The 13,912-nt window shown below is 61.0% G+C and carries 10 protein-coding genes and 3 tRNA genes; 2 read left to right on the top strand and 11 right to left on the bottom strand.

What is annotated here, in order from left to right; genetic code table 11:
* The 7 genes from VG99_RS13950 to tig form a co-directional block, all read right to left on the bottom strand.
* Positions 1–1,164, bottom strand: a complete 1,164-nt coding sequence (locus VG99_RS13950) for an efflux RND transporter periplasmic adaptor subunit (protein ID WP_044500936.1) — start codon at positions 1,162–1,164, stop codon at positions 1–3.
* 227 nt (positions 1,165–1,391) lie between these two features.
* Positions 1,392–3,263, bottom strand: coding sequence for a SurA N-terminal domain-containing protein (locus tag VG99_RS13945; protein WP_239419996.1), 1,872 nt, complete (start codon positions 3,261–3,263; stop codon positions 1,392–1,394).
* Between the two features lie 238 nt (positions 3,264–3,501).
* Positions 3,502–3,774 carry a nucleoid-associated protein HU-beta gene (hupB, locus tag VG99_RS13940; RefSeq protein WP_036992334.1) on the bottom strand — a complete coding sequence of 91 codons (273 nt, stop codon included), beginning with the start codon at positions 3,772–3,774 and terminating at the stop codon, positions 3,502–3,504.
* A 210-nt stretch (positions 3,775–3,984) separates the two neighbouring features.
* Positions 3,985–6,384, bottom strand: a complete 2,400-nt coding sequence (gene lon / locus VG99_RS13935; RefSeq protein ID WP_044500928.1) for an endopeptidase La — start codon at positions 6,382–6,384, stop codon at positions 3,985–3,987.
* Between the two features lie 184 nt (positions 6,385–6,568).
* On the bottom strand, positions 6,569–7,852 hold the full coding sequence (gene clpX / locus VG99_RS13930; RefSeq protein ID WP_044500927.1) for an ATP-dependent Clp protease ATP-binding subunit ClpX: 1,284 nt from the start codon (positions 7,850–7,852) through the stop codon (positions 6,569–6,571).
* A 160-nt stretch (positions 7,853–8,012) separates the two neighbouring features.
* Positions 8,013–8,654, bottom strand: coding sequence for an ATP-dependent Clp endopeptidase proteolytic subunit ClpP (gene clpP, locus VG99_RS13925; RefSeq protein ID WP_044500925.1), 642 nt, complete (start codon positions 8,652–8,654; stop codon positions 8,013–8,015).
* A gap of 135 nt (positions 8,655–8,789) precedes the next feature.
* Complete coding sequence (gene tig, locus VG99_RS13920; protein WP_044500923.1) at positions 8,790–10,133, bottom strand: trigger factor; 1,344 nt, start codon at positions 10,131–10,133, stop codon at positions 8,790–8,792.
* Positions 10,134–10,464: 331 nt separating this feature from the next.
* Here tig and VG99_RS13915 point away from each other — a divergent pair, with 331 nt between their 5' ends.
* Entirely contained in the window at positions 10,465–11,838 is a 1,374-nt protein-coding gene (locus tag VG99_RS13915; RefSeq protein ID WP_044500921.1) for an iron-containing redox enzyme family protein, read from the top strand.
* A 4-nt stretch (positions 11,839–11,842) separates the two neighbouring features.
* On the opposite strand, the gene VG99_RS13910 is transcribed toward VG99_RS13915, so the two are convergent.
* The 4 genes from VG99_RS13910 to VG99_RS13895 form a co-directional block, all read right to left on the bottom strand.
* Positions 11,843–12,280, bottom strand: coding sequence for a YqaA family protein (locus tag VG99_RS13910; protein WP_044500919.1), 438 nt, complete (start codon positions 12,278–12,280; stop codon positions 11,843–11,845).
* Between the two features lie 195 nt (positions 12,281–12,475).
* Positions 12,476–12,560, bottom strand: a tRNA-Leu gene (locus VG99_RS13905).
* 53 nt (positions 12,561–12,613) lie between these two features.
* A tRNA-His gene (locus tag VG99_RS13900) sits at positions 12,614–12,689 on the bottom strand.
* 51 nt (positions 12,690–12,740) lie between these two features.
* Positions 12,741–12,817 (bottom strand) — tRNA-Arg (locus VG99_RS13895).
* Between the two features lie 240 nt (positions 12,818–13,057).
* Between VG99_RS13895 and folD the strand changes: the two genes are divergently transcribed.
* Positions 13,058–13,912 (top strand): bifunctional methylenetetrahydrofolate dehydrogenase/methenyltetrahydrofolate cyclohydrolase FolD, encoded by an 855-nt coding sequence (gene folD / locus VG99_RS13890; protein WP_044500917.1) that lies wholly within the window; start codon positions 13,058–13,060, stop codon positions 13,910–13,912.

Raw genomic sequence — 13,912 nt, 5'->3', positions numbered from 1 at the left:
TCAGCCGGCGTCCTCGTCGCTGATAACCACGTCGCGGCCATCACGCAACCGGTCGAGACCTTCCAGCACGACCAGTTCCTGCTCCGCCAGCCCGTCGGTAACCGCTACCCGGCCATCGGCGGTGGCGCCGAGTGTGACCTGACGGGTGTAGGCCTTGCTCTCTTCCGCATTCACAACATAGACATAGGTGCCGCGGGAGCCGAACTGCACCGCATCCGAGGGAATAGTGACCACCGAAGGCAGGGTCTGCAGGCGCAGCCGCACGTTGACGAACTGGTTGGGGAACAGCTCGTCGTCCGCGTTATCGAACACCGCCTTGACCCGCAGGGTGCCGGTGGCAATGTCGATCTGGTTATCCAGAGTAAGCAACTCACCGGTGGCCAGCACCTGCTGTTCGCTGCGATCCAGCGCCTGTACCGCCAGGGTCTCACCGCTGTTCACCGCTCGGCGCAACGCGGGCACGTCCGGTTCCGCCACGGTGAACTCGACGGTAATCGGACGCATCTGGGTGATGGTCACCAGGCCCTCCGTATCACTACTGCTCACCAGGTTGCCGGCATCGACCCGGCGCAGCCCCAGTTTGCCCGCGATAGGCGCCGCGATACGCGTCCAGGACAATTGCAACCTGGCGTCCTCGACCTCGGCGGCGTTGGCCTTGAGGGTGCCGCGCAGCTCCTCCACCAGGGCGCGCTGGCTGGTCAGTTGCTGGCGGGCGATGGAATCCTGTTCATACAGCCCCTCATACAGCTCCAGGTCCGCCTGGGCATTGGCCAGTTGCGCCTGGTTCTGCTGCGCCAGGCCCTCGGCCTGGGCCAGCCGGGCCCGGTAGGGGGCCGGGTCGATCTCGGCCAACAGGGCGCCTTGCTCCACCTCGGCACCTTCGGTAAACAGCACGCGGGTTAGCTCACCGTCGACCCGGCTGCGGACCGTGACCGTGTTCAGCGGCGTGACGGTGCCGATGGATTTGATCTGCACGTCCAGACTGCCGCGCTCCACCGGAATCACCCGCACCGGGGTCGGCTGGTTCCATGCGCTGCGCTGGGGCGGCGGCACCGAGGCGGGGCTTCTGATCAGCAGATAGCCGATACCAATCAGGATCAACAGCAGAACCAGAACACCGATCAGACGTTTGTGGCGCACGGACAGGGACGGGGAATCGGTCATGTAGAAAGCAGAACCCGGAAATTGAGAAGGAAACGATCAGCGCCGGCCGGTCCAGATGGTCTCTTCCACCCGTGGTAAGCAGGCCGCGCCGGGCACCGGCAACAGTAAATGATCGCTATAGGGCATGCAAACGGTTCTTCTTACCGCGGCGCCGGGTGCGCGCTTTCGGTCAGGCATAAAAAAACCGCATAGCCGAAGCCATGCGGTTTCTGGTACTGCTCAGCGCGTCAGAAGCGTTCGATATCCGCCTCTTCCTCCAAGAGTTGCTGGACGCCGGCAAAGTCCTGCTCGCCCGTCTGCCCGGCGATGTAGGCGCCGTACATGGGAGAATCGGCTTCGGCCAGAGCTTCCTCGGGCGTGGATACCCCGCGCAGCTCTACCAGCCACTGGCTACCGTCGGGCTGGCGGAAGTGGCCATACACCGGCTTATCCTCAGGCTTGGGCATCGAAAACACACTGCGCAGCAATGCCGGTGGGATATCCCGATCGGAACGACCCACGGCCTCGTGTACCTGCCAGTCGCTGCCCAGTTCCGCCGCTACGGCCTGGCTGTCCACCTCACCCTGCTCCAGCTTGGCTGCCAGTTGCGCCGCACGCTCACCTGCCAGCTCGCTGGATTTGCGGAACTGCAGCAGATCGGCGATTTCGGCACGCACCTCATCCAACGGACGCTGCTCGGGCCGCAGATGCTCCTTGACTCGCACTACCGCGACGGTATCGGCATCCAACTCTATCAGCTGGCTGTTGCGCCGATCCAACAGCACATCGTCGCCAAAGGCGGCTGCCATGACCTTGGGATTGGCGGTCAACCCTTCGCCACCCGAGCGCTCGAGCGGACCATGGGTTTCCACTTCCAGGTCCAGCGCCCGCGCCGGCTCAGCCAGGTCTTCGGACTCATAGGCCAGGTTGGCCAGCTCGCGGGACGCCTCGACAAAACGACGCTCGACCTGCTCGGCCTTCAGTTCCTGCTCCAGGGTGGCCCGCATGGACTCCAGGGAAGGTACTTCCGGCGACTGCAGGTCGGTCAGCTTGATCAGGTGCACACCAAAGCGGCTGCGCACCGGTTCGGATACCTGGTTTTCTTCCAACGCAAACAGGGCATCGTCGAAGGCCGGGTCGAAGCTGCCGTGCTCGACATAACCCAGGTCGCCACCGTTATTCAGGGTGCCCGGATCCGCCGACAGCTCCTTGGCCACGGTGGCGAACTCTTCCCCGGCGTCGATCCGCGCCTTGGCGGCCGCTGCCTGCTCCAGGGCGGCAGCCTCGTCATCGCCTTCGACTTCAAACAGGATGTGCGAGGCCCGGCGCTGCTCGGTCAGGTTGCCGACCTCACGCTGATACAGCGACTCCAGCGCTGCCTCGTCCACCTCGGCATCGTCGAAGAAATCACTGCGCGACAGCGTCAGGGTTTCCAACACTACCTGTTCGGGAGTCAGGAAGTCCGCCTGGTTCTCGTTGTAATACTCCTCCACTTCCGCCTCATCCACCTCGACGCCGGCGACATCGGTATCCAGCTCAATCACCGCGAAATCACGGCTCTGGTTTTCCAGGCGGGCGAGCATCTGCCGCTCGGCCGGGGTGGCAAAGGCAGTGGCCTGATAGGCATTGCGCAGCTGCGCGAGCATCAGCTCCTGGCGGACCAGCTCACGGAAGGCCATGCGCGAGCTCAGGCCCATATTACGAATCACCACATCGAAGCGGTTGGCGTCGAACTGGCCATCGGTCTGGAAGTCTGGTGTATTGAGCAGCATCTGGTCGATCATCTGCTCAGAGATGCGCAGGTCGGCATCCTGGGCGCCCTCCAACAGCACGGCCCGTTGGATCAAGCCCTGCAGCACGGATTCGCGCAGCAACTGCTCATCGATCATGTCCGGATCGAACTGATCACCCAATTGCTGCAATTGCTGCGTCAGTTGGCGGCGCTGCAGGGAAACGGCCTGCTCCAATTCCGCCGTGCTGATGACGGTGCCGTTGACTTCGGCTGCCTTCTGGTCATTGCTGTTGAAACGGCTGATGGATTCCCAGCCGGTCATAGCGAAAACCAAAACAATGACGCCCACGATCACTTTCGCGACCCAGCTTTGCGCCTTGTCCCTCATGTTTTGCAGCATCGTGCCCCCAAATCTGCTTTTCAGTCGCCCGGACTACCGGGCGACAGGGCCAGCGCGGCTCGCGCCACGCAGCCCATCCTTATTCTGAACCACAAAAAAAGGCGCACCGGATTGATGCGCCTTTCGGGAACTGACTGAACCACTGTGTCTTTCCTGCTGACCAGGAGTCCGAAAGCATGCCGCGACTGGTGTCATGGCGGCATGTCCTGTCAGTTGCAGGACGCTATCAGTTGACGGCGTCCTTGAGTGCTTTACCAGCCTTGAAGCCAGGAATCTTGGCAGCGCTGATTTCAATCGGCTCGCCAGTTTGCGGGTTGCGGCCAGTACGGGCAGCGCGCTCTTTGACGGCAAAAGTGCCAAAGCCTACCAGAACAACCGAGTCGCCTTCTTTCAGAGCACCAGTAACGGACTCGATGACGGCGTCCAGAGCACGACCGGCGGCAGCTTTCGGAATATCGGCAGATGCGGCAATGGCATCGATCAATTCAGACTTGTTCACTCTAAGTCCCCTTATATATTTCAATGAGTTGTTTAGTCGTTATGTAAGCTTGTGGTTCTAGCAACGCTGTAGCCAGTCAGCATACCTGCTTGGGTCGAAGCACGCTTTATATCAAGCGCTCAAAAACCGTGTCAAGGAATGCTTGCCGTCTCGCCAGCATGCAGCTGGGCCGGGCTTGACCGCCCGGACCCAATGCCGGCTAGCTTAACATCAATGAGTGCTGATGCGCCCTTTCGCGTCAGCATTATGAGGCTCTTCCTTGGTGACGATTTCATTCCCTTGATCCTTCAGGGGCTCCGGCATGTATTGCAGCGCAATCTGCAGCACCTCGTCAATCCATTTCACCGGCACAACCTCGATATCCTGCTTGATGTTGTCGGGGATCTCCTTCAGATCCTTGATGTTGTCATGGGGGATCACCACGGTGCGGATACCGCCCCGGTGCGCTGCGAGCAGTTTCTCCTTCAACCCGCCAATCGGCAGCACCTGCCCGCGCAGGGTAATTTCCCCGGTCATGGCAACATCGGCGCGTACCGGAATCCGGCTCAGCGCAGACACCAGGGCCGTGCACATCCCGATCCCGGCACTGGGGCCATCCTTGGGCGTGGCGCCCTCGGGCACGTGAATGTGGACGTCATGCTTCTCATGGAAGTCGGCAGTGATACCCAGGCTCGCCGCCCGGCTGCGGACTACCGTCATGGCAGCACTGATGGATTCCTGCATCACATCGCCCAGCGAGCCGGTCTTGATCTGCCGGCCCTTGCCCGGCATGACGGCGGCCTCGATGCTCAACAGCTCACCACCGACCTGGGTCCAGGCCAGACCGGTGACCTGACCGATCTGGTCCGCCTCTTCGGCCAGGCCGTACTTGAACTTGTGCACGCCCAGGTGCTGCTCGAGCAGCGCACCGTCGACCACCACAGCCGCCTGGGTGCCCTTCTCGGCCTGCTCACGGACCACCTTGCGGCAGACCTTGGCGATTTGCCGTTCCAGCCCACGCACCCCTGCCTCGCGGGTGTAGTAGCGGATCAGGTCACGCAGTGACTCGGTGGTGAAGGTCAACTCGTCCTTCTTCAGACCATTGTTCTTGATCTGCTTGGGCACCAGGTAGCGCTGGGCGATATTGATCTTCTCATCCTCGGTGTAACCCGGGATGCGGATGACTTCCATGCGGTCGAGCAGCGGCGCGGGAATGTTCATCGAGTTGGATGTACAGATGAACATCACGTCCGACAGGTCGTAGTCCACCTCCAGGTAATGGTCGCTGAAGGCGTGGTTCTGTTCCGGGTCCAGCACCTCGAGCAGCGCCGACGACGGGTCGCCACGCATGTCCTGGCCCATCTTGTCGATCTCATCGAGCAGGAACAGCGGGTTCTTCACTCCCACCTTGCTCATCTTCTGGATCAGCTTGCCGGGCATGGAGCCGATATAGGTGCGACGATGGCCCCGGATTTCCGCCTCATCGCGCACGCCGCCCAGGGCCATGCGCACAAACTTGCGGTTGGTTGCCCGGGCGAGGGACTCACCCAGGGAGGTCTTGCCCACACCGGGCGGCCCTACCAGGCAGAGCACCGGCCCCTTGAGCTTGCGCACGCGCTTTTGCACGGCCAGGTACTCGAGAATCCGCTCCTTGACCTCTTCCAGGCCATAGTGGTCGTTCTCCAGTACCTTTTCCGCATGCTGCAGGTCGTGGCGAACACGGCTGGTCTTGGTCCAGGGCACGTTGCTCAGCCATTCGATGTAGGAGCGCACCACGGTGGCCTCGGCGGACATGGGCGACATCATCTTCAGCTTGTTCAGCTCCGCGTTGGCCTTGTCCAGCGCTTCCTGGGACATGCCGGAGGCGTCGATCTTGCGCTGCAGCTCATCCAGCTCACTGCTGCCCTCGTCGAGCCCACCCATTTCCTTCTGGATGGCCTTCATCTGTTCGTTCAGGTAGTACTCGCGCTGGCTGCGCTCCATCTGCTTCTTGACGCGGCCGCGGATCCGCTTCTCGACCTGCAGCAGATCGATCTCGGTATCCAGTACCCCCAGCACGTGCTCCACCCGCTCACGCACCGCCAGGATTTCCAGGATGGCCTGCTTCTGCTCGACCTTGAGGTTGAGCTGCGCCGCCATGGTGTCGACCAGACGACGGGGATCTTCGATGCCGGCCAGGGCGCTCACCGCTTCGGCCGGAATCTTCTTGCCGAGGTTGACGAACTGCTCGAACTGGCTCATCAGGCTGCGGACCAGCACCTGGGCCTCGCGCTCATCGAGCGTGTCCTCTTCCAGCAGGGTGACGCTTGCCAGTTGATAGCCGTCGAGCTCATCAATGTGCTCGACCCGGGCGCGCTGCTCGCCTTCCACCAGTACCTTCACGGTACCGTCGGGCAGTTTCAGCAGCTGCAGGATGGTGGCCACGGTGCCCAGTTCGTAGAGGGCATCGCGGCCCGGATCGTCGTCGGCCGGGTTGCGCTGGGCCAGCAGCAGCACCTGCTTGTCGCCGGCCATGGCCGCTTCCAGGGCCTCGATGGATTTGTCGCGGCCCACGAACAGCGGAATGACCATGTTGGGGTACACCACCACGTCACGCAGTGGCAATAACGGATAATCGCTGGGAGTCGTCATGACTTAGGCTCGCTCGCAGAGGGGTGAAGCCGCAGGCTTGCACCCGGAATTGAAATGTCCATGACACAAAGATGAGGGCGTATGGACCAGATTACAAGATGCAGTTACCGGCAAAATCGAAGGATGTGGATCAAGGCAACAACGGAAGGGAACCGCGCCGCCAGGACGGCGGCGCGGGTATCACTCAGTCTTCGGGCATGGCCTTGGGCGGCTGCTCGACCGACTCGTAGATCAACAGCGGCTTGGCATTACCGTTGATCACGTTTTCATCGATGACGACCTTGCTCACATGCTCGGCTGACGGGATCTCGTACATGGTATCCAGCAGCACGCTTTCCAGGATCGAACGCAGACCACGGGCACCGGTCTTGCGTGTCAGCGCACGCTGGGCGATCGCCTTGAGGGCGTCGGTACGGAACTCCAGCTCCACGTCTTCCATCTCGAACAACCGGCCGTACTGCTTGGTCAGCGAGTTCTTCGGCTCGGTCAGGATCTGGATCAGCGCTTGCTCATCCAGCTCGGTGAGCGTGGCGATGACCGGCAGACGACCGACAAACTCGGGAATCAGACCGAAACGCACCAGATCCTCGGGCTCGACCGCCATCAGGGTGTCGCCCACCTTCTTGCCTTCATCCTTGCTGCGCACACTGGCGTTGAAACCGATGCCGCTCTTCTCGGAACGGTCACGGATGACCTTCTCCAGACCGGCAAAGGCGCCACCACAGATGAACAGGATGTTGCGGGTGTCCACCTGCAGGAATTCCTGCTGCGGATGCTTGCGCCCACCCTGGGGCGGTACCGACGCAACGGTGCCTTCGATCAGCTTGAGCAGCGCCTGCTGCACGCCCTCACCCGAGACGTCACGGGTGATCGACGGGTTGTCGGACTTACGGGAAATCTTGTCGATCTCGTCGATGTAGACAATACCCATCTGGGCCTTTTCCACATCGTAATCGCACTTCTGCAGCAGCTTCTGGATGATGTTCTCGACATCCTCACCCACGTAGCCCGCTTCAGTCAGCGTGGTCGCATCGGCGATGGTGAACGGCACATTCAGCAGCCGCGCCAGGGTTTCCGCCAGCAGGGTCTTGCCCGAACCGGTAGGACCGATGACCAGGATATTACTCTTGCCCAGCTCGACCTCATCCTTGCCGTCACGCTGGTGCAGACGCTTGTAATGGTTGTATACCGCAACCGACAGCACCTTCTTGGCCTGTTGCTGGCCAATCACGTACTGGTCGAGGATGGCGCAGATCTCCATCGGCGACGGCAATTTCTGCTCGCCGTTGTCGTTCTGGCTTTCCTGCACTTCCTCACGAATGATGTCGTTGCACAGATCGACACACTCGTCACAAATAAATACGGAGGGGCCGGCAATCAGCTTGCGCACTTCATGCTGGCTTTTGCCACAGAAGGAGCAATACAGCAGCTTGCCGTTGTCGTCACCCTTCCCAGTCATATCTGTCATCTAAAACCCCTGCTTGCAGATCTCTCTTGAAAACAAAGATGAGGGCTGCCAAGCCTCTTTGCAAGTGCAATCCGATCACCCGTACCGGCAACGCGGTCAGGTAAGCGGAACATTGAGGAGCCCGGGGGCGAACCCGGGCGGTTAACCGACGTGCCGGCTGTCAATCGACAACGGGACGATTTTCCAGCATCTGATCGATCAGACCATACTCGACCGCCTCGGCGGCACTCATGAAACGGTCCCGATCGGTATCGCGGGCAATCACGTCCAGCGGCTGGCCGGTATGGTGCGCCAGCACCTTGTTCAGGCGCTCGCGGATATACAGGATTTCCCGGGCGTGGATCTCGATATCCGAGGCCTGACCCTGGAAGCCACCGAGCGGCTGGTGGATCATCACGCGCGAATGGGGCAATGCGAAGCGCTTGCCCTTGGCGCCACCGGCCAACAGGAAGGCGCCCATGCTGCAGGCCTGGCCAATACACAGGGTGCTGACATTCGGCTTGATGAATTGCATGGTGTCGTAGATCGCCATGCCCGCAGTTACCGACCCGCCGGGCGAGTTGATATACAGGTGGATATCCTTGTCGGGGTTTTCCGACTCAAGGAACAGCAGCTGAGCCACCACCAGGTTGGCCATGTAGTCTTCAACCTGACCGACCAGGAAAATCACCCGCTCCTTGAGCAGACGCGAATAGATGTCATAGGAACGTTCGCCCCGTGCCGACTGCTCGACAACCATGGGCACCAGACCGCCAGCGGCCTGAATTTCCGGCGGTAGCCCGGTATAGCTGTTATGAATCATGCTCTGGTGTCACTCCGATTTAGCCTGTCGCGTAAAACCCCGAACCCATGCCGCGGCAGAAGATTCGGGGTTTCCATAAGCATTGAGCCAGCCCGAAGGCTGGCTCAATGTGCTGCGCAAGATCAATGACGAAAATTATTCGTCAGAGCTGCTATCCGCTTCGTCGTCCTCAGCCTGGGCGGGCTGAGCCGGCTTGACGGCATCTTCGTAGGCAACCTGCTTGTCGGTTACCTTGGCCTTCTGCAGCACAGTATCCACGACTTGCTCTTCCAGCACAACAGACTGGATCTCGGCAAGCTGTTGCTCGTTCTGCATGTACCAGTTCACCACCTGCTCCGGTTCCTGGTAGGCAGAAGCCAGGTCTTCGACCATGGCGCGGACGCGGTCGTTGTCCGGCTTGATGTCGTTCTGCTTGACGATTTCGGCGACGATCAGGCCCAGGCTGACGCGGCGCTTGGCCTGTTCTTCGAACAGTTCGGCCGGCAGCTGGCTCGGATCGATGTTGGCACCGCCGAACTGCTGTACGGCCTGCTGACGCAGACGATCGATCTCGCTGCTGATCAGTGCCTTGGGCACTTCGATGTCATTGATCTTCAGCAGACCGTCCATGACCTGGTTCTTGGTCTTGGTCTTGATCGCCTGACGCAGTTCGCGCTCCATGTTCTTGCGCACTTCAGCGCGGAAACCGTCGATACCGCCTTCTTCCACGCCGAAACGGGCGAAGAACTCGTCATTCAGTTCCGGCAGGGCTGCTGCGGCAACGCTGTGCACGATGATTTCGAACTCGGCGGCCTTGCCGGCCAGATCCAGGTTCTGGTAATCCTCGGGGAAGGTCACGCTGATGGTGCGGGTTTCACCGGCCTTGGCGCCCACCAGGCCAGACTCGAAGCCCGGGATCATGCGGCCGGAACCCAGCACCAGGTTGGTGTTGGTGGCGGTGCCGCCCTGAAAGGCTTCACCGTCGATGCGACCGGTGAAATCGATGGTGACCTGGTCGCCATCTTCCGCCGCACGCTCAACCGCTTCGTAGCTGGTGTGCTGCTTGCGCAGGATTTCCAGCATGTTTTCCAGATCGGCGTCGGTCACTTCGGACTCGATACGCTCGACTTCGATTTCAGCGAAATCGCCCAGTGCTACCTCGGGGTAGACTTCGAAGGTGGCGATATATTCGAAATCCTTGCCTTCGTCCAGGGACTTGGGCTCAACGCTGGGCGCACCCGCCGGGTTGAGCTTCTCCTGGACAATGGCTTCATAGAAGGAGGACTGGATGACTTCGCCAATGACTTCCTGGCGTGCGGAGGCGCCGAAACGCTTGCGAATGACGCTCATCGGCACCTTGCCCGGCCGGAAACCATCAACACGGGCACGGCTAGCGGTCTGCTGCAGGCGCTTGTTGACTTCGTTTTCGATGCGCTCGGCAGGAATGCCAACAGTCATGCGGCGCTCAAGGCCGGAGATGGTTTCAACCGAAACTTGCATGTAGAGTCCTCGTTGAACAGACGTAATGATGAATGAATAAAAGGCGGACATTCTAGTCGCTTGTGCGGCAGAAGTCATCATTGCCGATGCATCCCGCAGCGCCATCCGACTGACCGGTGGCCGGGCAAGCGAGTCCGCCGCGCAGCATACGCCTACCGGTGGCCGCACACCACACCCCGGCCCGATCACAGGTCCCTCCGTCGGCTCGGGGCGTGATTTATTGAATCATTCCAACCGCACCGGCTCGAAATAATCAGCGAATGACATTTTCGAGGCGGATGATGCAGTACCGCAATCGTCCGTCGGCACTAGCCCTGAACAGGACAACGACATGCCAACGTTGAAGACACCGACTCGACAGACCTTGCCCACCCCATCGTCCCAGCGGATCAATCCAAGGACGCTCTATCATGGGCTGCTGCAGTCGCCTTCCGAGCACCTGGGTGCCGCCCGGGACTATCTCCAGGAAAATCTGCGCAGGGCGGCGGCCCTGCCCTGCGACCTGCCGGAAGACCCCAGTCAGCTCAGCCAATGGGTGCATGACAGCAGCGGCAAGGTCGCCGATGCCTATAATGCCTATCTGGCCGCCCGCAAACAGGGCCAACCCCGGCGTTTCTTCACCAACCGCGCCCACGCGCTGTATTTCCTGCGTGGTGTGGCACCCACCAAACTGGTGGACGGCGCCTGGCTCTACGGTATCGTCTCCCAATGGCAGGATTGGCGCTTCCATGGCCTGGTACGCACCTACCTGGAAGAGCTGGGCGATGGCGAACCCACACAGAACCACGTCGCGCTCTACAAGCAGCTGTTATACACCTACGATCTGAATGACACCGACAACCTGTCGCCCGATCACTACATCCAGGGCGCCCTGCAGCTGGCCCTCGCCCACCAGGCGCGCGACTTTCTTCCCGAGCTGATCGGCTACAACCTGGGCTATGAACAACTGCCCCTGCACCTGCTGATCAGCATCCGCGAGCTCAGCGAGCTGGGCATCGACCCGTATTATTTTCAGCTCCATGTCACCATCGATAACGCCGATACCGGCCATGCGCAGAAGGCCGTCGATGCGGTACTGAACAATCTGCCCACCAATGGCGACACCGATGCCTTCCTGCAACGGGTTCGCGCCGGCTATCTATTGAATGAACTGGGCACCTCCTCGATGGACGTCATCGAAGGCTTCCGCCTGGAGCATGAAGTGCAGAGCATGCTGGAACACAAAGCCGTGGTCGCCCGCAACATCCACTCGGACCGCTGCCGCATTGAGGGCCGTACCGTGAATGAATGGCTGGCTACGCCGGGGCAGATGGGCGCCATGCTGGCCGCACTGGAAAAACGGGGTTGGATCCGCCGCCACACGGATCCGGAAGAGAGCCGTTTCTGGCAACTGGTCCACGGCAACCGCGCCCCCATGTTCGGCGTGTTCAGCGGATATGAACTGCAGCTACTGCACGACTGGATCGCCGGCGAGTGGGCCGCCCCCACCAGCCCCCGACGCCCCCAACCGGCACCGCCCATGGCGACCACGGACGACTTTGCCGAGGAGCAGTCGCTGCTCCGCCAGCAACTGAACGCCCTGCCCGCCGAGGAACAGATGGCCGCACTGATCGAGCTGATGGGGCCAGCCACCCACTACACCCCTGCCGGCTTGCTGGCGACCCGACTGTTCACCCGTGGGATGGGCCACCCCAGCGGCTTCTAGCAGATTAGATCAACTGGGCGGTAGCAGCTACCAGCAAGAGATAGCGGCCGCCCTTGGCCAGGGTAACGATCAGCAGGAAACGCCAGAGCGGTTCACGGAGCACCCCTGCGATCAGCGTCAGCGGATCGCCAATAAAGGGGGCCCAGCTCAGCAGCAGTGACCAATAACCGTAACGCCGATATACCTTCTGCGCCCGCTCCAATTGCTCGGGCGACACCGGAAACCAGCGGCGATCACGCCAGCGTTCGATATAGCGGCCCAGCAGCCAGTTGATCAGTGAGCCGAGCACATTGCCAACGGTTGCCACCAGCAGTAGCAACGCCAGGGAATGCTGCCCGGCCAGTTGCAGCCCCACCAGGACCACTTCCGACTGCATCGGCAGGAACGTCGCGGCGACCAGCGCCGCCAGAAACAGCCCGAAATAGCCGGACAACTCCCACATCAGACGACCTCCACCTAAGCGCAATTCCGCAGGGCTTATCGACGAAGGGCCGGACCGGCTTCGCCATGACCTTCCACCTTAATACAGATGGCATCGCTGGCGGCGGCCGATAGGCCGGAAAAACACCCAGACACAAAAAAGCCCCGACAAGTCAGGGCTTTCAGCGCATCCACGGCTAACCGCAGAGCTAATCGATGGTGCGGACGGAGAGACTCGAACTCTCACACCTCGCGGCGCCAGAACCTAAATCTGGTGTGTCTACCAATTCCACCACGTCCGCAAACCGGTACAGATACAAAAACGCCAGACCGAAGCCTGGCGTTTTTGCTGAAATGGGGTGGACGATGGGGATCGAACCCACGACACCAGGAGCCACAATCCTGTGCTCTACCGACTGAGCTACGCCCACCATTACAGCTGCAACACTAACACGACTTCGCAGAACCATACCATATGCGCTTGGCGCGCCCGGCAGGATTCGAACCTGCGACCACCCGCTTAGAAGGCGGGTGCTCTATCCAACTGAGCTACGGGCGCCGTATGCACATTATCAATCCCGAAGGCCTGAAATGCTGGAGCCTGATTCGCCTTCCAAACCGACTTCGTTGTGTTTGTGAAGCGGGGCGAATAATACTCAGCCCTCACTCCCCCGTCAACGATGAATTCACATTTTTTTCAAATATTTGAGTAAGTTAAGAATCCGCAGCGCCCTGCCCTTTTGCCAGACCCCGCCCCATGCGACAATTGCCGCATTCTATGTACTCCCCCAGGAACGTCATGAAAGCCCAACTGATCGATGGCAAACAGATTGCCGCCAATCTCCGGCGCGAAATCGCCGACAAGGTCCAGCAGCGCAGCGAACAAGGCCTGCGCATCCCCGGCCTCGCTGTCATTCTGGTCGGCAGCGACCCCGCCTCCCAGGTGTATGTGGCGCACAAGCGCAAGGACTGTGAAGAAGTCGGTTTCATCTCCCACTCCCACGACCTGCCCGCCGAAACCGGTCAGGAAGAGCTATTGGGGCTGATCGACTCCCTCAATGAAGACCCCACCATCGACGGCATCCTGGTGCAGCTGCCCTTGCCGGCGCACCTGGACGCCTCCCTGCTGCTGGAGCGTATCCGGCCCGACAAGGACGTCGATGGCTTCCATCCCTACAACATTGGCCGCCTGGCCCAGCGTATGCCGCTGCTGCGCCCCTGCACCCCGCTCGGCATCATCCGGCTGCTGAAGAGCACCGGCGTCAGCCTCTACGGGCTCAATGCTACCGTGGTGGGCGCTTCCAATATCGTCGGCCGGCCGATGGCCCTGGAGCTGCTGCTGGCAGGCTGCACCACCACTGTGGCGCACCGCTTTACCCATGACCTGGAAGAGCATGTGCGCCGCTCGGACCTGGTGGTGGTTGCGGTTGGCAAGCCCGGACTGGTCAAGGGAGAGTGGATCAAACCCGGCGCCATCGTCATCGACGTGGGGATCAATCGCATGGAAGACGGCCGACTGCGCGGAGACGTCGACTTTGACGCGGCCGCCGAACGCGCCGCCTGGATTACCCCGGTACCCGGCGGCGTGGGCCCGATGACCCGCGCCTGCCTGCTGGAGAACACCCTCACCGCCTGCGAAAAGCTGCACAGCTGA

Origin of the sequence: Pseudomonas saudimassiliensis, from assembly GCF_000939975.1 — a bacterium.
GTDB lineage: Bacteria > Pseudomonadota > Gammaproteobacteria > Pseudomonadales > Pseudomonadaceae > Halopseudomonas > Halopseudomonas saudimassiliensis.
This window is presented reverse-complemented; position numbering and strand designations above follow the sequence as displayed.

Coding starts and splice junctions, on each gene's coding strand:
- VG99_RS13950 (WP_044500936.1), bottom strand. CDS start 1,164: ATGACCGATTCCCCGTCCCTGTCCGTGCGCCACAAACGTCTGATCGGT.
- VG99_RS13945 (WP_239419996.1), bottom strand. CDS start 3,263: ATGAGGGACAAGGCGCAAAGCTGGGTCGCGAAAGTGATCGTGGGCGTC.
- lon (WP_044500928.1), bottom strand. CDS start 6,384: ATGACGACTCCCAGCGATTATCCGTTATTGCCACTGCGTGACGTGGTG.
- clpX (WP_044500927.1), bottom strand. CDS start 7,852: ATGACAGATATGACTGGGAAGGGTGACGACAACGGCAAGCTGCTGTAT.
- clpP (WP_044500925.1), bottom strand. CDS start 8,654: ATGATTCATAACAGCTATACCGGGCTACCGCCGGAAATTCAGGCCGCT.
- tig (WP_044500923.1), bottom strand. CDS start 10,133: ATGCAAGTTTCGGTTGAAACCATCTCCGGCCTTGAGCGCCGCATGACT.
- VG99_RS13915 (WP_044500921.1), top strand. CDS start 10,465: ATGCCAACGTTGAAGACACCGACTCGACAGACCTTGCCCACCCCATCG.
- VG99_RS13910 (WP_044500919.1), bottom strand. CDS start 12,280: ATGTGGGAGTTGTCCGGCTATTTCGGGCTGTTTCTGGCGGCGCTGGTC.
- folD (WP_044500917.1), top strand. CDS start 13,058: ATGAAAGCCCAACTGATCGATGGCAAACAGATTGCCGCCAATCTCCGG.